This window comes from Mycobacterium sp. (genome assembly GCF_004298145.1).
Taxonomy (GTDB): domain Bacteria; phylum Actinomycetota; class Actinomycetes; order Mycobacteriales; family Mycobacteriaceae; genus Mycobacterium.
Genome location: NZ_SCRH01000013.1, coordinates 37644 through 62863, shown reverse-complemented (window position 1 = coordinate 62863; position 25220 = coordinate 37644). Strand labels below are relative to the sequence as shown.

Sequence of the window (25220 nt, the reverse complement as noted above, 5' to 3'; positions counted from 1 at the left end):
ATGGCCAAGCTCAGCGCGGGTGTGTTGCTGTACCGGACCTGCGACGGCGCCGTCGAGGTCTTGATCGCGCACCCGGGTGGCCCGTTCTGGGCCCGCAAAGACGACGGGGCGTGGTCGATCCCCAAAGGGGAGTACGGCGACGGGGAGGACCCCTGGGCGGCCGCTGCGCGCGAGTTCGCCGAGGAGCTCGGGCTCCCGGTGCCGGCCGGCCCGCGTATCGACCTCGGGGCGCTGAAACAATCCGGCGGCAAGGTGGTGACCGCCTTCGCCGTGCAGAGCGACCTCGACATCACCGACGCGCGCAGCAACACTTTCCAGTTGGAGTGGCCGAAGGGCTCGGGCACGCTGCGGGAGTTCCCCGAGGTCGATCGGGTGGGCTGGTTCGCGGTGGCGACCGCGCGCACCAAGTTGTTGAAGGGCCAGCACGGTTTTCTCGATCGCTTGATGGCACAGCCGGGCTTGGCCGGACTATCCGAAAGGAGTTGACGTGCAGACGTTGCGAACCCCCGACTACCGGTTCGACGCGGTTCCCGATTTCCCTTACCCGCCAAGGTATTGCGAACTACCGGACGATGACGGCGGTGTGCTGCGGGTGGCCTGGATCGAAGACGGTCCCCAAAGCGCCGATCCGATTCTCATGCTGCACGGCGAGCCGTCGTGGTCCTATCTGTACCGCAAGATGATTCCGGTACTGGTCGCGGCCGGTCACCGTGTCGTCTGCCCGGACCTGGTCGGGTTCGGCCGGTCGGACAAGCCGACCCGGCTCGAAGACCACAGCTATGCACGCCACGTCGAATGGATGCGCGCACTGGCGTTCGATGTCCTGGACCTTCACGACGTCACCCTGGTTGGTCAGGACTGGGGCGGGCTGATCGGATTGCGGCTCGCCGCAGAGCATCCCGAACGGTTTGCCCGGGTGGTGGTCGCCAACACCGGGCTGCCGAACGGGGAGCAGCCGATGGCCGGCATCTGGTGGCGCTTCCGGGAGGCCATCACGTCGACGCCGGCGCTGGACATCGGCGCGTTTGTGCAGGGCGGTTGTCGGCGGCAGATGAGCGACGCGGAGCGCGCGGGCTACGACGCGCCATTTCCCGCCGACGAGTACTGCGCCGGCCCGCGGGCCATGCCCGGGCTGGTGCCCACGTCACCGGACGATCCGGCCGCGGCGGCCAACAAGGCGGCGTGGGCCGAGCTCTCGGTGAGCCCGACGCCCATGTTGGTCGCCTTCAGCGATAGCGACCCCATCACCGGGCCGATGGCCGCCATCTTCGCGCGCGAGATGCGCGGCGCGCAGGGGATCGACCACCCGGTGATCCGCGGCGCCGGGCACTTCGTGCAAGAGGACGCCGGAGCAGAACTGGCCGGCCACATCGTGGCATTCCTGCGCCGCTGAGCGGGGCGTGGATCGAGCTGCGGGCACAATGTCAGGATGACGACCGCGCCGACGCAGTCCACCAAATCCGTTAAACCTGACGAACTGCTGGTGCGGCTGTTGGACCCGGGCGTCCGCGCCGACCCCTACCCGCTTTTTGCGCGGTTTCGCGACGCCGGATCGTTCCATCTGCCCGAGGGCAACCTCGCCGTGTTTTCCACCTACCGCGAGTGCGACGAGGCGCTGCGGCACCCGTCGTCGAGCAATGACCGGCTCAAGTCGACGGCCGCCCGAGCCCAGATCGAGGCGCAGACCCAGCAGCTGATCGAGGCCGGTGCCGAGGCGCCGCCGCAAACCGCGCCGGGCTTTTTGTTCCTCGACCCACCGGATCACACGCGGCTGCGCAAGCTGGTCAGCAAGGCGTTCGTGCCGAAGGTGGTCAACGCCCTGCAGCCCGATATCACCGCGCTGATCAACGGGTTGCTCGACCGGATCGAGGAAAAGGGCCGGTTCGAAGTCGTGGAAGACCTCGCCTATCCGCTGCCGGTGGCGGTCATCTGTCGCCTCCTCGGTGTGCCCCTCGAGGACGAGCCGCAGTTCAGCCGGGTGTCCGCGCTGCTGGCGCAATCGCTCGACCCGTTCGTCGCGTTCACCGGAACGCCGTCGGACAACCTGAAGGAGCGGATGGACGCCGGGATGTGGTTACGCGAATATCTGCACGGCCTGATCGAACGGCGGCGTTCGCGGCCGGGCGACGATCTGATGTCCGGGCTGATCGCGGTGGAGGAATCGGGCGACCAGCTGACGGCGGAGGAAATCGTCTCCACCTGCGTCCTGCTGCTGGTCGCCGGTCACGAGACGACGGTGAACCTGGTCGGCAACGCGGTCCTGGCGATGCTGCGTCAACCGTTTCAGTGGGCCGCCCTGGGCGCCGACGCGGGACGCGCCGCGGCGGTCATCGAGGAGACCCTGCGTTACGACCCGCCGGTGCAGATGCTCACGCGAACTGCGGCCGACGACATGACAATTGGGGGCATTGACGTGCCCGCGGGCGACATCATGATGCTGCTGACCGCCGCCGCCCACCGCGATCCCGCCGAATATGACCGGCCCGATGTGTTCGATCCTGATCGGGAAGGTATGCGGCACTTGGGCTTCGGGCGCGGAGCACATTACTGCCTGGGCGCGCCGCTGGCCCGGCTGGAGGCCAGCGTGGCACTGTCGGCGGTGGCCGCGCGTTTCCCGAACGCGCGGTTGGACAGCGAACCGCTGTACAAGGCCAATGTCACGCTGCGCGGACTGTCGCGGCTCATGGTCGCGGTCTGATCGGCGCTCCCACGGCGGGCATCCGCCCATCTTCTTGTGAGTGGGGCTCCGGCCGGGGTTAACCGCCCGCGTTTGAGTTATCCACAGTTGGAAGTTCCTCCACAGGTTGGCTTTTGCGCTGAATTCGGCGTCGGTGGGCGCGGCTACAGTCACAAGCATGTTCGACCATGAGCTGCCGACCGTCGAGGCGCTGGTGCGCGCCGATGACGCGCAAGTGGTGGCCGCGATCGCCGAGTGCGCAAGGGTGGAGGCGGCGGCCGCCGCGCACCGGCTGGCGGCCACCGCGGAGCTGGTGCACCGTCACGCCGAGGGTCCCACCGACTGTGCCCACTGGTCGTGTGACAACTGGGATGCGATGGCCGCCGAAGTCGCCGCCGCGCAAAACATCAGCCATGCCATGGCCTCGGGACAGATGTATCTGGCAGCGTCGCTGCGCAACCGGCTACCCCAGGTGGCGTCGCTCTTCGCGGAGGGCAAGATCAGCGCCCGGCTCGCCGCGACGATCGTGTGGCACACCGACCTTGTAAAGGACTCCGACACACTGCAATTGGTCGATGCCATGCTGGCTCGGGACGCTTCGCACTTCGAACCGATGTCGGCGAACAAGACCGCGCAGGCGATCGGTTCGGTGGTGGACCAATACGACCCGGGGGCGGTGCGGCGCAGCCGCGCCGCCCCCGCAGCCGCGACGTCGTGATCGACCAAGCTGATGACGAGTCGGGCACCGCCGCCCTGTCGGGCCGGCTCTATGCGACAGACGCTGCCGTACTGGACCGGCGCCTGCTACAGATGGCTCACGGGGTATGCCACGACGACCCGCGCACCCCTTCCCCAGCGTCGCGCCGACGCCTTGGGTGCGCTGGCCGCCGGCGCCCTCCGGCTGGCGTGCGGGTGTGGGAACGCTGACTGCCCCTGCGGCGCCGGCAAGGACGAGCGGGCAACCAGCGTCGTTATTCACGTTGTTGCGGACGCGTCCGCACTGGATGCCGAACCGGACCCGCACATGTCCGGCGAATGGGCACCGCGGCCGATCGCGCCTGCAACCGTGGCGGCGGCGCCGGCACCCGACGCTGAAGCGGACGCGCCGGCCCAACGTAGGCCGCCCGCCGTGGTCACTGGCGGCGGCCTGATTTCGCCCGCGCTGGTGGCGGAGCTGATCCAGGGTGGCGCGAGTGTCCGGCCGGTCCGTTATCGCGAAAATGCCGCGCCCGAACCGGGTTATCGCCCGTCGGCGGAGTTGGAGCGGTTCATCCGGTGCCGGGACTTGACCTGTCGCTTCCCCGGCTGCGATCGACCCGCCGAGTTCGCGGACATCGACCACACCGTTCCTTTCCCGCTGGGGCCGACCCATGCGTCAAACCTCAAGTGCCTGTGCAGAAAACATCACCTCCTCAAGACGTTCTGGGCAGGGTGGTGCGACGAACAACGGCCAGACGGCACCGTCGTGTGGACCTCACCGAGCGGGCAGACCTACACCACCCGGCCGGGCAGTCGGCTGTTGTTTCCGTTGCTGTGTCTGCCCGCGGGCGAATCTGTCTGTGTTGCAAGGCAATACCGATCCCTCGGTGATCGCGGGGTCATGATGCCCAGGCGTCGCCGGACCCGACAACAGGACCGCGCCCGCCGCATCGACGCCGAACGCTCGCTGAACACCGCGGGCGTCGCCGAACGCAACCAGGCGCCGCCGTTTTAGCGCGAACCGAGGCCCGGCACGATCTCGCCGAGGCTGAACGTCACCGGCTGTTCCAGCTGTTCGTAGGTGCAGGAGCGCGGGTCGCGGTCCGGACGCCACCGATTGAACTGCGCGGTATGACGAAATCGTCGGCCCTCCATGTGGTCGTAGCGCACCTCGACCACGCGCTCGGGTCGCAGCGGCACGAAGGAGAGATCCTTGCCGGCGTTCCAGCGCGAGAATTCGTACTTGCGGGGCGTGCGCTCGCCGGCTTCATGGGCGGCCCAGTTCCATGGGTGGTCGGTGAAGTCGGTGACGAGCGGCTGGAGTTCGGCGAATAGCCGCCGTCGCTCGGCCATCGGGAAGGCGCCGATGACGCCGACCGACGCGAGTCGGCCGTCATCCTGGTAGAGCCCCAGCAACAGCGACCCGATCGCGTCGGCACCGGACTTGTGCACCCGATAGCCGGCGACCACACAGTCTGCGGTCCGTTCGTGCTTGATCTTGAACATGACCCGCTTGTCCGGCTGGTAGGTGATGTCCAGGGGCTTGGCGATCACGCCATCGAGGCCGGCGCCCTCGAATTCGTCGAACCAGCGCTGGGCGGTGGCCAGATCGGTCGTGGCGGGCGTGACATGGATGGAACCCGGCGCTGAGGGAGCCAGGGCGTCGACGAGGGCCGCGCGCCGCTCGCTGAACGGCCGCCGGGTGTAGTCGTCGTCACCGAGGGCGAGCAGGTCGAACGCGATGAAGGAGGCCGGCGTCGCCTCGGCGAGCATCCGCACCCGCGAGTCCGCCGGGTGGATGCGTTGTTGCAGCGCCTCGAAGTCCAATCTGGTGCCGGTGGCTCGCATAGTGGATATGACGATCTCCCCGTCGATCACGCAGCGCTCCGGCAGCTCGGCCGTGACCGCGGCCACCAACTCGGGGAAGTAGCGCGTCATCGGCCGCTCATTGCGACTGCCCAGCTCGACATGATCGCCATCGCGGAAACAGATCGACCTGAATCCGTCCCACTTGGGCTCATAGGACGCGCCGGGGGGAATCGAGCGAACCGATTTGGCCAGCATCGGCGACACCGGCGGCATGACAGGGAGGTCCATAGCCTGATTGTGCTGGAATCGATGGTATGGCTGCTGCAGAAGAGCTTGACGTCGACGGTATTGCGGTCCGCCTGACCAATCCCGACAAGCCGTATTTCCCCAGGCTGGGGTCCAACGGCACCAAGCGGCACCTGGTTGAGTACTACCGCGCCGTCGCGGGCGGTCCGATGCTCGACGCACTGCGCAACCGGCCAACCCACCTGCAGCGTTTCCCGGACGGCATCGAGGGTGAGGAGATCTACCAGAAGCGGATCCCGCAACACCACCCCGACTACCTGAAGACATGCCAGGTGGCCTTCCCGTCGGGGCGGACGGCGGACGCGCTGCAGGTCACCCACCCCGCGGCGATCGTGTGGGCGGCACAGATGGGCACGATCACCTTGCACCCGTGGCAGGTGCGCTGCCCGGATACCGACCACCCCGACGAGTTGCGCATCGATCTGGATCCGCAGCCCGGTGTCGCCTTCGAGCAGGCGCGCACCGTCGCGGTCGATGTGTTGCGGCCGCTGCTCGACGAGCTCGGTCTGGTGGGATACCCGAAAACATCCGGGGGCCGTGGGATCCACGTCTTTCTGCGGATCGCCACGGACTGGGATTTCGTCGCGGTGCGCCGCGCGGGCATCGCGCTGGCCCGTGAAGTTGAGCGCCGCGCACCCGACGCCATCACCACGGCGTGGTGGAAGGAAGAAAGGGGCGAGCGCATCTTCATCGACTTCAACCAGAACGCCCGGGACCGCACCATGGCGTCGGCCTATTCGGTGCGGCCCACGCCGATCGCGACGGTATCGATGCCGCTGACATGGGAGGAGCTGGCGGGCGCCGAGCCCGACGAGTACACCATGGCGACCGTGCCCGATCTGGTCGCGCGCCGTGAAGACCCTTGGGCCGCAATGGATGATGTGGCGCAGTCGATTGCTTCGTTGCTCGCGATGGCCGAGGCGGACGAAGAGCGTGGGCTCGGTGACATGCCATATCCGCCGAACTATCCGAAGATGCCCGGGGAACCCAAACGCGTTCAGCCCAGCCGGGATCGGGATCTCAAAGATTGACGGACGAACTCGAGGCGATCGGCATCCGGGTCGCGCTGGGCCCGGAGGTGTCGGCCGGAAGTGATTCTCGTGCGCCACAGTGGCTTAGGCGAATTTGTCACAGTGACGGCCAACGGCTGTAAGCGTGGAATCGCCAACCGGATTCACACCGCACGAATTCCCCTGCCCGAGCCGCCGGGGCATCGGGGCCAACCGCTTTCAACGCTGTTTCGTTGCGGCGATCAGTCTACCGCGAACCCGCACAGGTCAGCAGGCATTCCGCGAAGAGCGTGCGCACGGCCCTCAGGATGCGCACGCCCTCGCGTCGCCTAGATGCCGGCCTTGTTTGAGAATCGACCCGAACAATCCCAGCATGAACTGCTAAACCGTTGGCGTTCAGTCGCTTTCACGTCACGTGGCCGCGCTGTCGCTGTCACGGCGTCATCCGATACACGGGGGGAAGGTATCGGCTTCGGCCGTGCGAAAAACTGGCACCCAATGCCACTAAGGGGGCACTCGGCGGGCTCAGATATCGAGCCCTACAAGTAAAGGGTGCTAGTAGTCGAGATCCTGTCGGCTGCCCGGCAGACCTACGGTATGCAGGTCAGGGGTGTGCAGTCGATCGTTATCGGCGTCGTGCAACCGGAGGCCGTGATGGCGGTGAAAGTGAGCATCAGGCCGAGAACAAGCTTGTATTTCAAACCAGACATAACCACTCCGTCCTAGGAGAAATGTACGCCCGAGGTGAGTAATATTACGCGGTGAGTTCTCGGGAAGATATGGGAATGAGTAAATTTCGGGAATTACTTCACCTGACTGAAAACCTGTTTGGGGGCGGGTTTCGCTGCGCAGCAAGGCGGATGCACGGAATGCGGTCGTCGCTCGCCGTCTTCGCCGAACAGCGGGGGCCCGTTCAACATGGGCTTAAACGCGTTGAGCGCGACCGGGATAGGGAATGGCCTAGGCTTTGTTGCTATGCCGATGGCCGCCCGGGCGTCTTCCGCGATGTTCGCGTTGCTGCTGGCGTTGGCGACGGCCGGAGCCGGCGCCGCCGGCGCAGAGCCGGCCAGACCGACGACAAACCAATCCGGTGAAAAGGTTGTCGGCTGGGACACCTATCGTCGGTTGGATCGACTGCCCTATTTGGACGCCGGCTCGCAGACTCTGCAGGTGTCGAGTTTCGATCGCAGCGGCGGCGATTTCGACATTTCCACCGGCAATCGAAATGGCACCGGCGGGTGTTTGGCCCCGGGCGGCGCCGGCTGCGTCATCGCGGAGGATCACGGTGCCGGAGAAATTGATTCGATCTGGCTGACCCGCGACGGCGGCGATGTTCGCGCCATCGGAAACATCCGCATCGAGCTGGATGGGCGGACCGTCGTAGACACGCCACTGCAATCGCTGGTCGACGGCAAACTGGGGGCGCCATTCGGGTGGCCGTTGGTCGCCAACGCCACCCAATCGCCGGGAGGCGTCTACATCAAGGTGCCGATGCCTTACCGGCGGTCGATGCGGATCAGCGTCACATCCCATGTGGAGTATTACCACGTCGACTATCGACAGTTCCCGGACGACGACGGGGTAAGGACATTCTCGCCGGCCGATCCCGCGCTCGATGTGCTGGACACGCTGCGCGCCGCGGGAACCGCCGACCCCAAATCGCGGGCGGGTGGTGCAGCACATGACGATCGGGTCATCGACCTGCCCGCGGGTTCCGGGCAAACAATCGCCGAATCGAGTGGCTCGGGCAGCATCTCGGCGCTGCGGCTACGGTTGCGGGCGCCGGCGGATCAGCCGTTGAACGGATTGCGGCTGCGGATCGAGTTCGACGGCCGGACAACGATCGACTCGCCGCTCGGGGAATTCTTCGGCGCGGGACTCGGTGTCAACCCGGTGCGATCGCTGATGTTCGCCGCCGTCCCACAGCCCGACGGGTCGCTGGTGTTGTGGGATTGGTGGCCAATGCCTTTCGCGAACTCGGCCCGCGTCGCGCTCGTCAACACCACCGACTCCCCGGTATCGGGGATTGACAGTGACGTCACGACCACACCCGATCCTCAGTGGGCGGCGGCGCTGGCCAGTGGCAGAGCGGGATATTTCACCGCACGCTCACACGCCGGACCGACCGTCCCGGGCCAGGACTGGCTATTCGCCAACGAACAGGGTCACGGCAAGTTCGTCGGCGTCAGCCAGACCATACGTGGCTACCGAACCAAAACGGCGTTTAGCGACGATGCCCCGTACTTTCTCGAAGGCGCCGAGCGCATCTACACGGACGGCGCCGCATCCCCGCAGTGGTACGGCACCGGCACCGAAGACCTGTACGAGGGCGGCTGGTACTTCAAAGACGGCACCCACTTCAGCGACCCACTCAACGGCCAACCCGACCAACGCACGGCGACCGGCGGGTGCGCGGACTACTGCGTCGCCGTCTACCGGATCATGCTGGCCGACGCCATCGGTTATCACTCCGCGCTCCGATTCGGCATCGAGCATGGCAAACGCAACATGGTCCAACCCGACTACGGCTCAACCGCATTCCTCTACACACAGCCGGACTCAAGCGTGACCGGCGGTGACGACGTCAGCCCGGCCGATCCTCTCAATCGAGTCCTGCACGGCTACACCGACTCCGACGCGACCGATCAGCTGCTGGTCAGCGAATACGAGGGCACCGAGGACACCCTGTCGGTCGTCGGTTCGGTCCGCAGCACCCAAAGCGCGATCACATTCCGCGTTCAGATCGATCCGGACAACCACGGCGTCCTGCTGCGGCGCACGTCGGACCAAGCCACCGGCTTCCAATCGGCGGACGTCGCGGTTGACGGCATACCCACGGGCACTTGGCTACAGCCGCGCAGCAACACCTTTCACCGTTGGCTGGAGGACACGTATCTGATGCCACAGTCGGTCACCGCGGGCAAAGCGCAGTTGACGGTCACTCTGACGCCTACCGTCGACTCGCCGCCCTGGACTGCCGGCCGCTACCACGTCGACGCGCTGGCGGCGCCGATCGCTTGAAGCGTGGCGACATCCCGGTTGCCATCATTTCGCGCCGGGTTGACACCCTTGACGAATTCGCTGAGATGCTGCTAGACATGGCCTGCGCCCCATATTTGGGCGATCGCCCAAAGGTCGGTGGGTTTAGTTAAGGAAAGCATCGATGACCGTCACCAACGACACGGACGTCTACTACGACCCCTACGACGTCGATATCAATGCCGACCCGTATCCGACCTACGCGCGGCTGCGCGAAGAGGCGCCCATCTACTACAACGAACGTTACGACTTCTGGGCGCTGTCGCGGCATTCCGACGTCGAGCGGGCGCTGGCAACCTGGGAAACATTCTCCAACAAACGAAGCGACATCCTCGAGCTCGTCCAGTCGAAGTTCGACATGCCCGGCGGCGTCATGATGTTTCAGGATCCGCCCGAACACTCGAGGCTGCGCGGCCTGATGTCACGCGTGTTCACGCCCCGCCGAATGGCCGCCCTCGAGGACCAGATCCGGCAATACTGCATTCGCTGCCTCGATCCGCTCGTCGGCTCCGGCGGCTTCGACATCATCGCCGAGCTGGCTTCGATGATGCCGATGCGGGTGATCGGCATGCTGATGGGAATACCGGAGTCCGAACAGATCTCGGTACGCGACGCCAACGACGCCAACCTGCGCACCAAGCCGGGCGCGCCGCTGAAGGTCGCCAACGCCGACTCCATCGCCGACGGCCGCATATACGCCGACTACGTCGAATGGCGATCCAAGAACCCGTCCGACGACCTGATGACGACACTGCTCAACGTCGAGTTCGACGACGAGCACGGTGTGCACCGCAAGCTGACCCGTAAAGAAGTGCTGCACTACACCCAGGTCGTCGCCGGCGCGGGCAACGAGACGACCGGCCGGCTGATCGGCTGGCTGGCCAAGGTGCTGGCCGAGCATCCCGACCAGCGCCGCGAGGTTTATCAGGACCGATCGCTGCTGACCCGCACCGTCGACGAGACCCTGCGGTTCGAACCCACCGGGCCCCACGTCGCCCGTTGGATGGCAAAGGATTTCGAGTGCTACGGCACGACGGTTCCGGCCGGCAGCGCCATGCTGTTGCTGTTCGGCGCCGCCAATCGCGACCCCCGCCGCTACACCGATCCGGACACCTACCACATCCGCCGCGACAACATCTCGCACATCACGTTCGGAAAGGGCGTGCACTACTGCATGGGCGCCAACCTGGCCCGCCTCGAGGGCCGCGTCGCGCTGGACGAGATTCTGAACCGTTGGCCCGAATGGGACATCGATTACGAAACAGCGCAATTGGCGTCGACGTCGACGGTGCGCGGGTGGGAGCGGCTGCGGGTCGTGTTGCCCTGACGGGCGCTAATCCGGCAGCTCGAATCGGTCGATGAGCCGGTTGATGAGGGCGACGGCCTCCTCATGCCCACCCGTGGTCCCGAGCGCTTGTTCCAAGATGAGCATGCGACCGATCGCCGCGATGATGACCGCGATGCCGGCGGGCGGGAATTCGTTCTTGTCCAACCCATGTTCGCGAACAATGAAATTCAGCGCGGTGGTTTGCGATTCGCGCCACCGCTCCGACCAGGCCACGATCTCGGCGCCGATCTCCTTGCGATGATTGGCAAGTCCCATGAATTCCAGCAGCAGCCGGGTGTCCTTCGGCTCGATCAGCGTGTCCCAGAAGGCGTGCAGCGGGCGGTCGGATGCCAGCGCCTGCCTCTGGCGCTCCAGATAGGCGGCGGCCCCGCGCCGGAAGACGTCCAGATACAGCTCGTCCATGGTGGGGAAGTAATAGTGGACCAACGCCGGTTTGACACCGGCTTCGTTCGCCACCCGCCGCGACGTGGCCGCGGCGTATCCGTCCTCGACCATGATCTGGATCGTCGCGTCGATCAGCATGTCGCGAGTGTTGGAGTCTCGCCCCTTCGGCCGTCGGGAGGCGGTCATGGCGCACGTCTTTCGGGCAACGGATGATGGGAGCCAGCGTTTGGGCAATCGCCCAAAAGCTTAGCCCAGAGTGGACCGGCCGCGATGAGGAAGCCGTGTGATCGCCCGTTGATCGCGAGAGTGCAACTGGCAACGCATTTCTCAAGAGCCGATGTCGGTGAGAGCACTTTCGCGGGCCGGCAGCTTCAGCCGCTTTCCGCGCGCATCGCCTCGAAGGTGTCCGCCACCGTCTGCCGGGGATCCCGATAGGTGATGCCCAGCTCTCGTTCGCTCGGGGAATCGTCGGACGCCGGCATCTGGGTGTAGTACTGCATTCCCGCCCAGGTGAACGGGGTGTCGAAGGGCAGGAAGCGGCCGGCTCGATCCAGCACCGCCCCCGCAACCCGCAGCGCGGTGTCCGGGATCGGGACGGCCAGCATCGGCGTCCCGGCGACCTGGCTGAGCAGGTCCGCCAGGTCCGCCGCGGGCACCCGGTGGCCGCCGGCGGTATAGCGCCGCGGCCCGCGCCCGGGCTCGAGCAACGCCGCGTGCAACGCGGCCAGGTCGCGGACGTCGACGATCAGCCATGCCGCGCTACGCCCAGGGATCGCATGCATGTGCACGGCGGCTCGCACGCCTTCGCCCGCCTCGCCGAACTGGTCGCCGACCGGCGGCCCGAGCACCATGCCCGGATAGGTGATGTTGACCGGCGCGCCCGCATCCTGCAGACCGCGGGCATAGATCTCGACCTGCGCCTTGGACGTTCCATATCCGTCCGCCCCGCCCACCACCGGCAGGTCCGCCGTCAGCGTCTCCAGGTCCGGATGGAACAGCGCGGTGAAACTCGACACGTGGACGATGGGATCCAAACCGAGCTCGACGGACTGGCCGAGCACATTCTGGGCGCCCTGCATGTTGGTGGCGAGCATCTCCGGCGTCTGCCGCGGGTCGGTGGCCACCAGCGCGGCACTATGCACGACGGCATCACACCCTTGCAACGCGTCCCGCACCGCGACGCGATCGGTGATGTCGGCGACGGCGAAGTCCGACACGTCCACGCCCAGCTTCGCGACGGTGGTCTGCAGCTTCGCGGGGTTGCGGACCAGAAACCTGACGGAGTGACCCGCATCGGAAATGGCCTTGGCGGTCCACCCGCCGACGAAACCGGTACCGCCCGTGATGAGAACCCGCATGGCGTCATTGTGCAAGACCGCGACACCTACAGCCGGCTGGAGGCGAAGCCGGCGGCCTGGTTTGTCATGCCGTTCCCCGGATAGGAGGTGTGGGCGGCCAGTCCCCCGTCGCCGCCATTGGCGCAGACCGGGTCGCCCGGCGCGCAGAGTTGGATCGTCTTGGGCTGATACAGCGGTCCGATGGCGAGCGGCGGCGCGTGGTATTTCTCCAGGAACTGCCCCGACGGCGTGCCGAACAGCGTGACGGCGGCGACGTGTTTTGCGATGTCCGGCGGCATCGGCGGGGGCACCGCGGACGCGGGAACGCCCGGTGGCACGGAGGCCGAGGTGGTGTAGCCGGCCACCGCGGCGCCCTGCGAGTAGCCGCCGAGCACCTCACGGGTGTTGGGGCAATTCGCCACCATGGACTCGATGTGCGAACTGGCGTCGCGGATTCCGTCGATGACGGTCGCCGGGAAAGCGGGATTGTCGAAGTCAGTGCTGGCGGGGTAGTTGACCGCATACACCGTCAGCGACTTGGGGCCGATCTGCGAACGCAGCGCGTCCACGAAGGGCTGACCGATGCCGCCGACGCCGCGTGGTTCGCCGGATCCTCGGGCAAACACGACCTCGACGTCGGGACACGGCTGTGCCGCCGCCGGCGGCGCGCTCGCGACCGGCGAACCGAATACCGCTGCCGCTGCCAGAACGGGCAGCGGCAGGCGGCGCATCGACCGGACGGTCGAGGCATTCCGAAGATTCATTACTTTTTGAACGCGTCCTTCACCTTTTCGCCGGCGTCCTTCATGGCGGACTTCGCTTGATCGGCCCGGCCCTCATCCCTGGTCTCGGCATCGCCGGTGGCTTTGCCCAGGGCTTCCTTGGCGCGGCCACCGAGGTCTTCGATCTTATTCTTCAACTTATCTTCGGCGCTCATGGCGTGGTGGCTACCCGCCGGCAGCAGATATCGAAACCCCGGCCCTGTCATCATGGACTCCGTGAGCACCGCGGTCGTGGTGGCAGTAGTGGTGGGGCTGATGCTGCTGGGCATCGGCATGGTGGTCAATCAGCTGCTGCGGCTGCGGCGCTATTTGAAGGATGCGCCGCCCGATCAAGCCCCCGGTATCGATCCCGATCCCCCGCGGCATCCCGACTGATAGCTTCATTCGGATGAGCGCTCGAGGCGTCGCGGCGCAGTGACACCGCCGACCCTTCTGGTCACCGACGATGGTTTGCCACGCGGTGTGTCCGGTGCTGCCGACCCGCGCTTCGCCAACGTCATCAAGCTGTTCTCTCAGCTGTTCCCCGGTCGCCGGTTCGGCGGGGGCGCCCTGAGCGTCTACGTCGACGGCGTGTCCGTCGTGGACGTCTGGACCGGGTGGTCGGACCGGGCCGGCACGCAGCGCTGGACCGCCGACACCGGCGCGATGGTGTTCTCGGCGACCAAGGGCATCGCGTCGACGGTGATTCACCGGCTCGCCGACCGCGGCCTGCTGTCCTACGACGCGCCCGTCGCCGAATACTGGACCGAGTTCGCCGCCAATGGGAAGGCCGAGATCACGGTTCGCGATGTCTTGCGGCACCGATCCGGGTTGTCGCACCTGCGGGGCGTCACCAAGACCGAGCTGATGGACCATCTCCTGATGGAGGAGCGACTGGCGGCCGCGCCCGTCGATCATCTGCGCGGTGTGCAGGCCTACCACGCGCTCACCTACGGATGGCTGCTGTCCGGTCTGGCCAGAGCGGTGACCGGCAAGGGCATGCGCGAGCTGATCCGCCAGGAGGTCGCCCGCCCACTCAACACCGAGGGACTGCACCTGGGCCGCCCCCCGGCGGGTTCACCGACCAGGGCGGCCGAAATCCTGATACCGCAGGGACGGCTGCGTGCCCCGGTGCTCAACTACATCGCACCGAGACTGGCCGGTCTGCCGTTCTCCGGGGCGCTGGGCGCGATGTACTTTCCCGGCGTCATCTCGCTGATCAAGGGGGACACCCCGTTCCTGGACGGCGAGGTCCCCGCCGCCAACGGTGTGGTCACCGGGCGGGGCCTGGCCAAGATGTTCGCGGCGCTGGCCAACGACGGCCGCATCGACGGCAAGAAGTTCCTGTCAGACGAGCTGGCCAGGGGACTGGCCGGGCAGGCGCGGCGCAAGTGGCCCGACGCAAACATGGTGGTGCCCATGCCTTTTCACCTCGGCTACCACGAATCGCCGGTACCCGGATTGCTTCGCGGCTTCGGTCACGTTGGGCTGGGCGGAACGCTCGGCTGGGCCGACCCCGAAACCGGCAGCTCCTTCGGTTTCGTGCACAACCGGCTGCTGACGCCGCTGCTGTTCGACATGGGATCCTTTGCGGGCCTGGCCCGTCCGCTGCGCAATGCCATCGAGGCGGTCCGCGATCAGGGCCCACTCGCGGTGCCGCCGCTGGGCGCCCGCTACGCCAAATCCGCTCGGCGCAGCGCGGCGCTATAGCCCAACGTGCGCGTTGCCCCGGGGCAGCGTCAGGGGCAGGTCGGCGTAGGTGGCGATGCCGGGTGCGGCGGCGACGACGGCTCCGATCGCGTTGATGGCCGGCATCGCGGTCATGATGTGACCGAGATCCATGAATTCTTCGATGGTGGTGGCTTCGAAGTATGGCGGCGGCAGGAAGCCCACCTTGGTGGTCACCGTGGGTTGCCCGTCGATCTGGATGACCCAGCCGTCTTGCTCGATCTTCCAGTCCGGGTCGAGCGTCTGTCCCTTGCGCCACCGCACGTTCAGGTCGATCAGGGTCTCGCCGTTGATGATTCCCTGCCAGCTGATGTAGGTGCCCGCGACGTGTCCCGCGGGGATGGTCCAGGACGCCATGACGAGGTCCTCGGTGGTCTGGGCGAACTCGGCCACGCAGCGCACCTCGTCGAGTTCCACGCCGAGGGAGTCGCCCACCAGCCGCACGGCCTCGCCGAAGATGGCCGTCCCCTTCGCGGCCATCGCCGGCAGGTCCGGATGGTCGATCGGCTGGCCGAAGCCCACCGGCTTCTCGGTCTCGGGGGAGTCGTAGAAGGTGGTGTCGGCGGCCTCGTTGACGGTGACCTTATCGATCCGGTTGCACACCATCGCCGACACGATGGCCAACAGCTCGGCGAAACCCGGGCTGACACCGGACCCGAAGATCGTGGAGCCGCCCTTCTGGCAGGCCTGGACGATGCGGTCGCGGCCGTCGCCGAGGTTTCCGCCGGTGATGAACGACGCCGTGGTCACCACGTTGACGCCCGCGGACAGGATGCGGACCAGCTCGTCGACGTCGAACCACATCGGGTTGTAGACCACGCAGTCCGGCTTGAGGGCCAGGAGCTCGTCGACGTCATTGGTGGCCGCGACGCCCACCGGTGCGATGCCGACGAGCTCACCGGCGTCGCGCCCGACCTTGTCTTCGGACCAGGCGTAGCACCCGACCAATTCCAGCGTGGGGTTGGTGACGATCGACTTCAGCGAGCTCTTGCCGACGTTGCCGGTGTTCCACTGAACCACTCGATAGTTGTTTGGCACCCGCTCAGCATAGGGAATCGCCGGGGTTCTTAGTAGGCCTAATAGCGACCGCGATCTGCGGCCGTGGCCTCAGCCGCCCGCCGGAACGAACACGTCCTTCATCTCCCGAAGCCACGACGTCAACGGCAGCGCCGCAAAACCGAGCATTGCCGGTGTGAAGTGCCGTTCGGTGCCGTGCAGGCTGTTGCCGCTCTTCAGCAGCTCTTCGATGAAGGGGACCTCGTGGTGACAGTAGGTGAGGATGTACTCGGCGGCGTCGTCGCGGCGATAGTAGGTGCGCAGCCCGTCGCCGAGTTCGCGCAGAAACGCTTCGTCGGTGCCGTCGTAGCCGATCGGCACGCCCCACGCGTCGCTCATCATCCGCGGGATCGTGCTGAACATGACCAGGTCGTCGATGCCGTTTTCCAGATGAACGGTCTCGCCAACCTCGGTCAGCGACGGATTCAGGAGGAGCTCGGCCACGCAGCGGCCGATGTCGCGGGTGGCGATGAAGTTCATCGGCCGATCGGCGGCCATGACGAACGTCCGCTTGTCGCGGATGGGGTCGAGGAGAAATCCGGAGAAGTCCTCGAAGAACCACCCCGGGACGTTGGCGTAGACGACCGGCACGCCCGCACCCGTTAAGACCTTGCGGGCGCGCAGATGCTGGACATTCATCTTCTCGTCGTCGAAGCCCGGCAACGTGGTGACTTCCGACTCATCGCGGAGCCCCGGCGGGTCGCCGATCAGCCGGATGAGTCGGACCAGCGCGCCTGATGCTTTGATCGCGCCGGCCACATTGGTCATGGCGGTCCGCTCGTCCAGGAAATCCGGAGTGACGACGAATGCCGCATCGATCCCATCGAAGGCCGCGATCATGTCGTCGGCGTCCAAATAGTCAGCGATCATGACCTCTGCACCCGGGTGCACATCGGCTAGATCGGCGGCCATGTCCGGCCGGCTCGAGACGACGCGAATTTTCGCCGTCGGGTGCCGCTCGGCGAGCCATCGGGCACACGGACCACCAATGTGCCCGGCGGCACCGAAGACGAGAAACGACGGGTCGGACGGCAATGCCATGCTGGATTCCTTTGTGGCGGCGGGTAGTTCGGCGATCAGCCGAGGATGACGTTCTCCTCCTGGACGTACATCGTCACGCCGCCGGTCGCGAAGTTGGCGACATCGGCCCCGGCGGCTTGCATTTCCGGTGAGCTCAGGCCCGCTTTGAGCGACTCGGCGGTCTCGAAGCCCAGCTTGGCCACCATGTAATACGGTGGGTCGCAACGGTCCAACGACCGGCATTTACCGGTGGTAAAGCTCACCAGCCCAGGCACTTTCAATGCCAGCGACGCGTGGGTACCGGCGTAGTAGTCGTCGAACGCGGTCGGGTCGGTGGGCTGGCGGTAGCAGACGGAAACGACATGCATCAGTGCTCCTCGGGGGTGACGGGTTGCTTGGCGACCAGCGTCAACACGTCGTAGGTCGCGACCGGTGAGTCGTCCTGATTGGTGACGACGGCGTCCCACCGGACTTCGCCGTAGTCGGCGGAGATTCTCGGGGTGAGCTGTTTGGCGGTCAGCGTGACGGTCAGCGCGTCGCCCGCCTTGACCGGGGTGAGGAATCGCAGCGCGTCGACACCGAAGTTGGCCAGCACCGGACCGGGATTGGGCTCGACGAACAGGCCCGCCGCCAGCGACACCACCAGGTAGCCGTGCGCGACGATGCCGCCGAACAGCGGATTTTGCGCCGCGGCGTCGGGATCGGTGTGCGCATAGAACGTGTCGCCGGTGAACTCGGCGAAGTGGTTGATGTCGTCGAGCGTCACCGTGCGCGGGCCACCGATGATCGTGTCGCCGATCCGCAGTTCCCCCAGGTGTTTCCGGAACGGGTGCACGTCGCCGACGTCGCGGGCCGCACCGGTCGTCCACCGGCCGGTGATGGCGGTCAGCATGTCGGGGGAGGCCTGCACGGCGCTGCGCTGCATGTGGTGCAGCACGCCGCGGATGCCGCCGAGTTCCTCACCGCCGCCGGCGCGCCCGGGTCCGCCGTGCACCAGGGTGGGCAGCGGGGAGCCGTGCCCGGTGGACTCCTTGGCGTCGTCGCGGTCCAGCACCAGCATCCGGCCGTGGTACGGGGCGATACCGATGACCACGCGGCGGGCGATGCCGGGGTCGTGGGTGACGACCGAGCCGACCAGGCTGCCGTGGCCGCGGGCGGCCAGCGTGATCGCCTCCTCCACGTCGCGGTAACCGATGACAGTGCTGACCGGGCCGAACGCCTCCACGTCGTGCAGCGCGGCGGCGGTGTTGTCGTCGGCGCGCAACAGCAACGGCGGCAGGAACGCGCCGCGATCGGCGTCGGCGCCCTCGACCGTGAAGTTGTCGGGATTGCCGCTGACCAGGGTGGCGGCGTCGGTCAGGCTCTTCAGCGAGCGCAGCACTTCGTCGCGTTGGGCGATGCTGGCCAGTGCGCCCATCGTCACTCCGTCGGCATCGGGCTTGCCGACCACCACCGTGGCCAGGCGGGCGCGGGCGGCATCCACCACGTCGTCGACCAGGTCGCGCGGAACCAGGGCGCGGCGGATGGCGGTGCATTTCTGCCCGGCCTTGGCGGTCATCTCGGCGACGAGTTGCTTGATGTAGAGCGCGAATTCGGGGGTGTCGGGGGTGGCGTCGGGTCCCAGGATCGAGCAGTTCAGCGAGTCGGCTTCGGCGTTGAACCGCACACCGGCGCCGACGACGTTCGGGTGGGCGCGCAGTGCCGCGGCCGTGCCGGCGGACCCGGTGAACGCAACGAGATCCTGTTCGCCGAGTTGGTCGAGCAATCCGTGCGGGCTGGCGCACACCAGCTGCAGCGAGCCTTCGGGCAGCAGGCCCGAGTCGATGATGTGTCGCACCACCAGCTCGGTCAGGTACGCCGTCTGGTGCGCGGGCTTGACGATGGTCGGGACACCGGCCAGAAACGCCGGCGCCAGCTTCTCCAGCATGCCCCACACCGGGAAGTTGAACGCGTTGATCTGCACCGCGACCCCGGGGCGCGAGGTGTAGATGTGCTGGCCAACGAATGTGCCTGCGCGGCCGATGCTTTCGGTCGAGCCGTCCAGATAGACCGTGTCGTTGGGTAGCTCGCGGGTGCCCTTGCTCGCGTAGCCGAGCAGCGTGCCGATGCCGCCGTCGACGTCGATGGCCGAGTCCCGCGCGGTCGCGCCGGTGGCGAACGACAGCGGATAGAACTGCTCCTTGTCGGCCATCAACCGCTTGCCGAGCTGCTTGAGCCGCGCGGCCCGCTGATGGAAGGTGAGCTCGCGCAGGGCCGGCCCGCCGACGCGTCGGCCGTGGTCGACGACGTCGGCGAAATCGAGGCCGCGCGTCGAGAACCGCGCCACCACCTCGCCAGTGGCGGCGTCGGCGAGTGCGACGCCGTCATCCGGCGCGGTGCGCCACTGCCCGTTCACGTAACTCTGCAACAACGCCGCCATCCGACCTCGATCCTTTCCCAACCGTCCGTTCGTTCGGTTATCAGACTGGCAGCCGAGCGAGTCGGCGTCAAGCGGCGCGGGGGGGACCGCGCTCGAACCGGAACGGGTCAGCGTTGGCCGGAGGGAACCACGCGCAAGCCGTCGAACAGCACCGTGACGATCGCGTCGGCCAGTTCATCGGCGCCCAGGCCGCGCGTCGGCCTGTACCACTCGACGAGTGAGTTGACCGTGCCGAAAATCAGCCGGCTGGTCAGGGCGGGGTCGACGTCCGGTCGTACGCTGCCCTCGGCGCAGGCGTCGGCCACCAGTTGCTCAACGATCTGATCGAACTCGCGACGCCGCGCCAGCGCGCGGCGCTCAACGGTGGTGTTGCCCCGGATTCGCAACAGCAGCGTCACGTATGGCAGCTGCTCCACCAGCACATGAATGCTGCGCCGGACCAGATTCTCCAGCCGGTCGATAGCCGGTCCGGTGGTGGTGTCGGATGCCCTGGTGGCCGCGAACAACGCATCGAGTGCCCGGTTGACCGATAGCCGCAGCAGCTCGGCCTTGCCGGGCACATGGTGATAGATCGACGACTTGGTGATCCCGAGTCGGCTCGCCAGATGCTCCATGCTGGTGCCGTCGTAGCCCCGCTGGTTGAACACCGTCACAGCGACGGCCAACAGCGAGTCCAGGTCGTAGCCCGGGCGCCCGACCTGGCCGGCGGGTCGAGAACGCGGCGCAGCCATACCGCACATCATCGCACTGCGGGAGCCGCTGACCGCGCCGATCGGCCAACCCCGCCTTGATAACCGACCGAAAGGTCGGTTATTGTTGGCGCTTGTGACGGTCATCGACACGCTCCGGGTGCACGCGACCGACGATCGCGTCGTCGCCGAACCGCACCGACCGGAGCAGCGCAACGCCATCACCGCCGCGCTGGTCGCCGATGCGGCGGCCACCGACCTGGTGGGCCTGGGTGTGCGGCTGGCGCTCGCCCGGCACCTGCACGAGACCCTGGTCGAGCGGTTCCGACCGCCGCACCTGTTGCGGGACAAAGCCGCCCGCGGCGAGCTGGGTCGCAAGTCCGGCCAGGGCTTCGGCTCCTGGCCTCGCACCGAAGGAGGACAGTCCCGATGACCACCGTCACCTACACCGTCGACGACGGCCTCGCCGGTATCGTCCTGGACCGTCCCACGGCGTCCAACGCCCTGGATCGCACCATGAAAGAGCAGCTGCTGCAAGCGCTGTCGGCCGTTCGCGGCGACGCGACCATCCGGGCGGTGGCCCTGACGGCGTCCGGGAAGAACTTCTGTGTCGGCCAAGACCTCGGCGAGCACGTCGAGGCGCTGCGCGCCGACCCCAGCCACGCGATGGACACCGTCGCGCGGCATTACAACCCGATCATGCTGGCGCTGGCCGCCATCGAGGTTCCGGTCGTCGCCGGCATCGGCGGAGCCTGCGTCGGCGCCGGTCTCGCCATCGCGCTGGGCGCCGACATCCGCATCGCCGGGCAGCGCGCCAAGTTCGGCACCGCCTTCTGCGGGATCGGGCTGGCGAGCGACTCGGGGCTGAGCGCCACCCTGGCTGCTCTGATCGGCAGGAGCCGGGCGACCGGGCTGTTCATGCTCGGCGACACCATCGACGCCGACACCGCGCTGGCCTGGGGCCTGATCCATCGAGTGGTGTCCGACCCCGATGTCGCCGCCGAAACCACCGCGCTGGCACGACAATTCGCGACCGGACCAACGGCCGCGTTCAAGGCGGTCAAACAATTGATCACCGACAACGCGGGCGCGGCCCTGGGCGACGTGCTTACCCGCGAAGCCCGCGCCCAGGCGCTGCTCGGCGCCAGCACCGATCACAGCGCCGCCGTCGAGGCGTTCCTGGACAAACGGCGCCCGGCCTTTGTCGGGCAGTGAGGGCGATCCGATGACTGACACCTTCGACTGCGTCATCGCCGCCGGGCAGCGCGTGGAGCCGCGTGATCAGATGCCCGACGGCTACCGCAACACGCTGATCCGCCAGATCGCCCAGCACGCGCATTCGGAGATCATCGGGATGCAGCCCGAGGGCAATTGGCTGACCCGGGCTCCGTCGCTGCGCCGCAAGGCGATCCTGTTGGCCAAGGTGCAAGACGAAGCCGGCCATGGCCTGTACCTGTATTCGGCTGCTGAAACCCTCGGCGCCGACCGCGCCGACATGACCGCGAAACTCATTGCCGGCCAACAGAAATACTCGTCGATCTTCAACTACCCGACGCTCAGCTACGCCGACGTGGGTGTGATCGGCTGGCTGGTCGACGGCGCGGCGATCTGCAATCAGGTGCCGCTGTGTCGCAGCTCGTACGGACCCTATGCCCGCGCGATGATCCGGATCTGCAAGGAGGAGTCGTTTCACCAGCGGCAGGGCTACGAACTGCTGATGGCGATGATGCGCGGGACCGATGCGCAACGCGTCATGGTGCAAGACGCCGTGGATCGGTGGTGGTGGCCGGCGTTGATGATGTTCGGGCCACCCGACGACCAGTCACCCAACACCGCCAAGTCGATGGCGTGGGGCATCAAACGCCACACCAACGATGAGCTGCGGCAGCGGTTCGTGGACATGACGGTCCCGCAGGGCGCGGTCCTCGGGGTCCGTTTTCCCGATTCCGGTTTGGTGTGGAACGAGCAGCACGGATCCTACGATTTCAGCGCGCCCGACTGGTCGGAGTTCATGGCCGTCGTCAACGGCGACGGCCCCTGTAACGAGGAACGGATCGCCACCCGCAGATCCGCCCACGACGAGGGCCGCTGGGTGCGGGAGGCCGCTACCGCCTTCGCCGACAAGAGGAAACACGATGAGCAACAAGCAGGTTGACGCCGCCTGGCCGCTGTATGAGGTGTTCGTCCGCGGCAAGCGTGGCCTCAACCACGTCCATGTGGGATCGCTGCACGCCGCCGACGACGAGATGGCCCTACGCCACGCCCGCGACGTCTACACCCGACGCAACGAGGGCGTCAGCATCTGGGTGGTGCGCTCGGCGGCGATCACCGCGTCGAGCCCCAGCGAGAAAGACCCGTACTTCGCGCCCAGCGGCGACAAGGTCTACCGCCATCCCACCTTCTACGACATCCCCGACACCGTCGCACACATGTGAGGTGAGGAGCAGCCATGAGTGACCACGATTCGGCCTACGCCGGCCTCGTCGACCTTGACGCCGCCGACCAGTGGGCGTTCGGGACCAGCTTTGACGACCCGCTGGCCGGGGTGGACACCCGCCTGGCCGACGGCATCGACGGCACGGATCTGGCCGTCTACTGCCTGATGCTCGGCGACGACGCGCTGATCGCCGCGCAGCGCCTGACCCAATGGGTCACCCACGCACCCGAACTCGAAGAGGAAGTGGCACTGGCCAATATCGGCCTGGACCTGCTCGGCCAGGCGCGACTACTGCTGGCCCGCGCCGCGGCCGCCGACCCCGGCGTGGTGCCGGTCCTGCCCGCGGGGTCGCCCGTTTCCGCCGAGGATCGGCTCGCGTTCTTCCGCGATGAACGGCAGTTCCGCAACGTGCGGCTGGTCGAACCGGCCAACGGCGACTTCGCGGTCTCCATCACCCGGTTGCTCGTCTTCGCCACCTACCGGCTGGCGCTGCTGCACCGGTTGGGCGGCTCCCGCGATCCCGTGCTGGCGGCGGTGGCGGCCAAGGGCGTCAAAGAGGTTACCTACCATCGCGACTACGCCGCCCGCTGGCTGATCACGCTGGCCTGCGGCACCGGCGAATCCCGTCGCCGCGTCGATGCGGCGGTCACCGTGGTCTGGCCGTACGTCGCCGAGCTGTTCACCGGCCACCCCATCGAGACCCGGCTGGCGACGGTCGGCGCCGGTGTCGACCCGGCCGACCTGCGCGCCGAGTTCGACGCGGTGATGACACAGGTGCTGCACGCCGCCGAACTACCGATTCCGGCGATGGCGACTCCGGGTGGCCGGACCGGGCGCGACGGCGGCCACACCGAAGCGATGCGAGTCCTGCTCGCCGAGATGCAGTCGGTCGCCCGGGCACACCCATTGGGGCAGTGGTGATCCCGCTGGACCGGGCGCGGCGCGCCGTCGCCGCGGTCGCCGACCCGGAGATGCCGATGCTGACACTTGCCGACCTCGGGGTGCTCCGCGACGTGTCCCGCGACGAGCGGGGCCGGGTGGTCGTCACCATCACGCCCACCTATTCCGGTTGCCCCGCGATGGCCGCGATCCGAGCCGATCTGCGACGGGCGCTGGTCGCGGCGGGGTTCGCCGACCCGCAGGTCCGCACGACGCTGAGCCCGGCGTGGAGCTCGAACTGGATCAGCGCCGACGGGCGGCGCAAACTCGCCGCCTACGGCATCGCGCCGCCCGGGGTCGTGTCCAGCCCGGGCGCCGGCCCGGTGCTGCTCACGCTGACTCCGCGTCGCCAGGTGGTCCGCTGTCCGCGGTGCGGTTCGGTCGACACCGAGACGACCTCGGAATTCGGTGCCACACCGTGTAAATCGCTGCACCGCTGCCGGTCCTGCGCCGAGCCGTTCGAGCGGGTCAAGGAGATCTAGGATGCCCACCCGCACCAGACCGTTTCACCCGCTGTCGGTGGCCGCGGTGCAGCGCCTCTGCGCCGACGCCGTCGCCATCACGTTCGCGATACCCGACGAGCTGCAACCCGAATTCGCGTTCCGCCCCGGACAGTCGGTGACAGTGCGAAAGACCTTGGACGGCAACGAAGAACGGCGCAGCTATTCGATCTGCGCGCCGGCCGGCGAGCCGCTACGGATCGGTGTGCGGGAAGTCGCGGGCGGCGACTTCTCCCCGTGGCTCGTCCGCGACATCCGTCCCGGCGACACGGTCGAGGCGCAGACACCGTCGGGCAGCTTTGCCGCGGTACCGCAGAGCGGTGAACGGCACGTGCTGATCGCCGCGGGATCCGGCATCACCCCGATCCTCTCGATCGCCGAGAGCGTTCTGCGGCAACCGGATTCGCACGTCACGCTGTTTTACGGGAATCGGCACGTCAATTCGGTGATGTTCGCCGAGGAACTCGCCGACCTCAAGGACAGCTTTCGGGCCCGGTTCGAATTGATCCACGTGCTCTCCCGCGAACCCCGCGGCGTGGACCTGTTCAGCGGCCGTCTGGACGCCGCCCGCATCCAGGCGCTGCTGCAAACGCTTGTCCCGATCGGCGCCGTCGACCATTTCTGGCTGTGCGGGCCGCTTGGCATGGTCGTCGCGGCCCAACAGGTGCTCCGCGACCTCGGCGTCGCCGAGGACCGGGTCCATCGGGAACTGTTCTTCGTCGAAGATGTTGCCCCGCAACCGGTCCGTCACATCGAGACCACCACGGGCGGGCCCACCAGCGAGGTCACCATCATCCTGGACGGGCGTTCCAGCACGCGCAGCATGCCGCGGCACAGCACGGTGCTCGACGCCGCGCAACGGTCCCGCGACGACGTGCCCTTCGCGTGCAAGGGCGGAGTGTGTGGCACCTGCCGCGCCAAGGTGACCCACGGGGCCGTCGACATGCGCCGCAACTACGCGCTCGAAACCGCGGAAGTGAACGCCGGTTTCGTGCTGACCTGCCAATCGTTTCCGTCCAGCGACACCGTCGTCGTCGACTTCGACGCCTGACCCGCGACCGA

25 protein-coding genes and 2 pseudogenes are annotated in these 25220 nt (G+C 67.2%); 17 read left to right on the top strand and 10 right to left on the bottom strand.

Translation table 11 applies throughout. The annotated features are described in order from the left end of the window. The 5 genes and pseudogenes from EPN51_RS04780 to EPN51_RS28945 all read left to right on the top strand — a co-directional run bounded on the left by EPN51_RS04780 (position 1) and on the right by EPN51_RS28945 (position 4391). On the top strand, positions 1-486 hold the full coding sequence (locus EPN51_RS04780; protein ID WP_293037872.1) for an NUDIX domain-containing protein: 486 nt from the start codon (positions 1-3) through the stop codon (positions 484-486). Position 487: 1 nt separating this feature from the next. Then, positions 488-1393 carry a haloalkane dehalogenase gene (locus EPN51_RS04775; protein WP_293037869.1) on the top strand — a complete coding sequence of 302 codons (906 nt, stop codon included), beginning with the start codon at positions 488-490 and terminating at the stop codon, positions 1391-1393. 36 nt (positions 1394-1429) lie between these two features. Next, complete coding sequence (locus EPN51_RS04770) at positions 1430-2698, top strand: cytochrome P450 (protein ID WP_293037866.1); 1269 nt, start codon at positions 1430-1432, stop codon at positions 2696-2698. Positions 2699-2855: 157 nt separating this feature from the next. After that, positions 2856-3472: pseudogene (locus EPN51_RS28950) on the top strand (DUF222 domain-containing protein); the annotation flags it as partial. Then, positions 3408-4391 (top strand): DUF222 domain-containing protein, encoded by a 984-nt coding sequence (locus EPN51_RS28945; protein WP_366509380.1) that lies wholly within the window; start codon positions 3408-3410, stop codon positions 4389-4391. The pseudogene EPN51_RS28950 and the gene EPN51_RS28945, both read left to right, overlap by 65 nt. Here the strand turns inward: EPN51_RS28945 and EPN51_RS04760 are convergent. After that, the gene (locus EPN51_RS04760; RefSeq protein ID WP_293037863.1) at positions 4388-5473 is read right to left on the bottom strand and encodes an ATP-dependent DNA ligase; all 1086 of its coding nucleotides are present in this window, start codon (positions 5471-5473) and stop codon (positions 4388-4390) included. The genes EPN51_RS28945 and EPN51_RS04760 overlap by 4 nt on opposite strands. Positions 5474-5499: 26 nt before the next feature. On the opposite strand from EPN51_RS04760, the gene ligD reads away from it, so the two are divergent. The 3 genes from ligD to EPN51_RS04745 all read left to right on the top strand — a co-directional run bounded on the left by ligD (position 5500) and on the right by EPN51_RS04745 (position 10867). Next, positions 5500-6522 (top strand): non-homologous end-joining DNA ligase, encoded by a 1023-nt coding sequence (ligD, locus tag EPN51_RS04755; protein WP_293037860.1) that lies wholly within the window; start codon positions 5500-5502, stop codon positions 6520-6522. 984 nt (positions 6523-7506) lie between these two features. Further along, the gene (locus EPN51_RS04750) at positions 7507-9522 is read left to right on the top strand and encodes a glycoside hydrolase family 172 protein (RefSeq protein ID WP_293038136.1); all 2016 of its coding nucleotides are present in this window, start codon (positions 7507-7509) and stop codon (positions 9520-9522) included. A gap of 142 nt (positions 9523-9664) precedes the next feature. After that, positions 9665-10867 (top strand): cytochrome P450, encoded by a 1203-nt coding sequence (locus EPN51_RS04745; protein ID WP_293037857.1) that lies wholly within the window; start codon positions 9665-9667, stop codon positions 10865-10867. Between the two features lie 6 nt (positions 10868-10873). Here EPN51_RS04745 and EPN51_RS04740 read toward each other — a convergent pair whose 3' ends face one another. The 4 genes from EPN51_RS04740 to EPN51_RS04725 form a co-directional block, all read right to left on the bottom strand. Then, on the bottom strand, positions 10874-11458 hold the full coding sequence (locus EPN51_RS04740; protein ID WP_293037854.1) for a TetR/AcrR family transcriptional regulator: 585 nt from the start codon (positions 11456-11458) through the stop codon (positions 10874-10876). A 185-nt stretch (positions 11459-11643) separates the two neighbouring features. Then, positions 11644-12630, bottom strand: coding sequence for an SDR family NAD(P)-dependent oxidoreductase (locus tag EPN51_RS04735; RefSeq protein ID WP_293037851.1), 987 nt, complete (start codon positions 12628-12630; stop codon positions 11644-11646). A 26-nt stretch (positions 12631-12656) separates the two neighbouring features. Beyond that, on the bottom strand, positions 12657-13373 hold the full coding sequence (locus tag EPN51_RS04730; RefSeq protein WP_293037848.1) for a cutinase family protein: 717 nt from the start codon (positions 13371-13373) through the stop codon (positions 12657-12659). Then, positions 13373-13546: a CsbD family protein gene (locus EPN51_RS04725; protein ID WP_293037846.1), complete on the bottom strand. Its 174-nt coding sequence runs from the start codon at positions 13544-13546 to the stop codon at positions 13373-13375. Before EPN51_RS04725 ends, EPN51_RS04730 begins: the two co-directional genes overlap by 1 nt. A 61-nt stretch (positions 13547-13607) precedes the next feature. Here EPN51_RS04725 and EPN51_RS04720 point away from each other — a divergent pair, with 61 nt between their 5' ends. Both EPN51_RS04720 and EPN51_RS04715 read left to right on the top strand, forming a co-directional pair. Beyond that, complete coding sequence (locus tag EPN51_RS04720; RefSeq protein WP_293038153.1) at positions 13608-13766, top strand: hypothetical protein; 159 nt, start codon at positions 13608-13610, stop codon at positions 13764-13766. Positions 13767-13805: 39 nt separating this feature from the next. Beyond that, on the top strand, positions 13806-15080 hold the full coding sequence (locus EPN51_RS04715; protein ID WP_293037843.1) for a serine hydrolase domain-containing protein: 1275 nt from the start codon (positions 13806-13808) through the stop codon (positions 15078-15080). On the opposite strand, the gene EPN51_RS04710 is transcribed toward EPN51_RS04715, so the two are convergent. The 5 genes from EPN51_RS04710 to EPN51_RS04690 form a co-directional block, all read right to left on the bottom strand. Next, positions 15075-16136: a dihydrodipicolinate reductase gene (locus EPN51_RS04710; protein WP_293037841.1), complete on the bottom strand. Its 1062-nt coding sequence runs from the start codon at positions 16134-16136 to the stop codon at positions 15075-15077. The genes EPN51_RS04715 and EPN51_RS04710 overlap by 6 nt on opposite strands. A 69-nt stretch (positions 16137-16205) precedes the next feature. Continuing rightward, complete coding sequence (locus EPN51_RS04705; protein ID WP_293037838.1) at positions 16206-17195, bottom strand: NmrA family NAD(P)-binding protein; 990 nt, start codon at positions 17193-17195, stop codon at positions 16206-16208. Positions 17196-17230: 35 nt separating this feature from the next. Next, a complete protein-coding gene (locus tag EPN51_RS04700; RefSeq protein ID WP_293037835.1) occupies positions 17231-17542 on the bottom strand; it encodes an EthD family reductase in 312 nt (103 codons plus the stop codon). Next, positions 17542-19593 (bottom strand): phenylacetic acid degradation bifunctional protein PaaZ, encoded by a 2052-nt coding sequence (gene paaZ, locus EPN51_RS04695; RefSeq protein ID WP_293037831.1) that lies wholly within the window; start codon positions 19591-19593, stop codon positions 17542-17544. The genes EPN51_RS04700 and paaZ overlap by 1 nt, the downstream gene beginning before the upstream one ends. Before the next feature lie 107 nt (positions 19594-19700). After that, positions 19701-20324, bottom strand: a complete 624-nt coding sequence (locus EPN51_RS04690) for a TetR/AcrR family transcriptional regulator (protein WP_293037828.1) — start codon at positions 20322-20324, stop codon at positions 19701-19703. A 208-nt stretch (positions 20325-20532) separates the two neighbouring features. On the opposite strand from EPN51_RS04690, the pseudogene EPN51_RS04685 reads away from it, so the two are divergent. From EPN51_RS04685 to paaE, 7 genes and pseudogenes are all read left to right on the top strand, one after another. Next, a pseudogene (locus tag EPN51_RS04685) lies at positions 20533-20715 on the top strand (3-hydroxyacyl-CoA dehydrogenase family protein); the annotation flags it as partial. After that, positions 20712-21497: an enoyl-CoA hydratase-related protein gene (locus EPN51_RS04680; RefSeq protein ID WP_293037825.1), complete on the top strand. Its 786-nt coding sequence runs from the start codon at positions 20712-20714 to the stop codon at positions 21495-21497. The pseudogene EPN51_RS04685 and the gene EPN51_RS04680, both read left to right, overlap by 4 nt. Positions 21498-21507: 10 nt before the next feature. Next, the gene (paaA, locus tag EPN51_RS04675; protein WP_293037822.1) at positions 21508-22437 is read left to right on the top strand and encodes a 1,2-phenylacetyl-CoA epoxidase subunit PaaA; all 930 of its coding nucleotides are present in this window, start codon (positions 21508-21510) and stop codon (positions 22435-22437) included. Continuing rightward, on the top strand, positions 22418-22717 hold the full coding sequence (paaB, locus tag EPN51_RS04670; protein ID WP_293037818.1) for a 1,2-phenylacetyl-CoA epoxidase subunit PaaB: 300 nt from the start codon (positions 22418-22420) through the stop codon (positions 22715-22717). The genes paaA and paaB overlap by 20 nt, the downstream gene beginning before the upstream one ends. Positions 22718-22731: 14 nt before the next feature. Beyond that, on the top strand, positions 22732-23640 hold the full coding sequence (gene paaC, locus EPN51_RS04665; protein WP_293037815.1) for a 1,2-phenylacetyl-CoA epoxidase subunit PaaC: 909 nt from the start codon (positions 22732-22734) through the stop codon (positions 23638-23640). Further along, positions 23634-24140, top strand: coding sequence for a 1,2-phenylacetyl-CoA epoxidase subunit PaaD (paaD, locus tag EPN51_RS04660; RefSeq protein WP_293037812.1), 507 nt, complete (start codon positions 23634-23636; stop codon positions 24138-24140). The genes paaC and paaD overlap by 7 nt, the downstream gene beginning before the upstream one ends. Before the next feature lies 1 nt (position 24141). Next, positions 24142-25209, top strand: a complete 1068-nt coding sequence (gene paaE, locus EPN51_RS04655) for a 1,2-phenylacetyl-CoA epoxidase subunit PaaE (protein ID WP_293037810.1) — start codon at positions 24142-24144, stop codon at positions 25207-25209. Positions 25210-25220 lie beyond the last annotated feature (11 nt).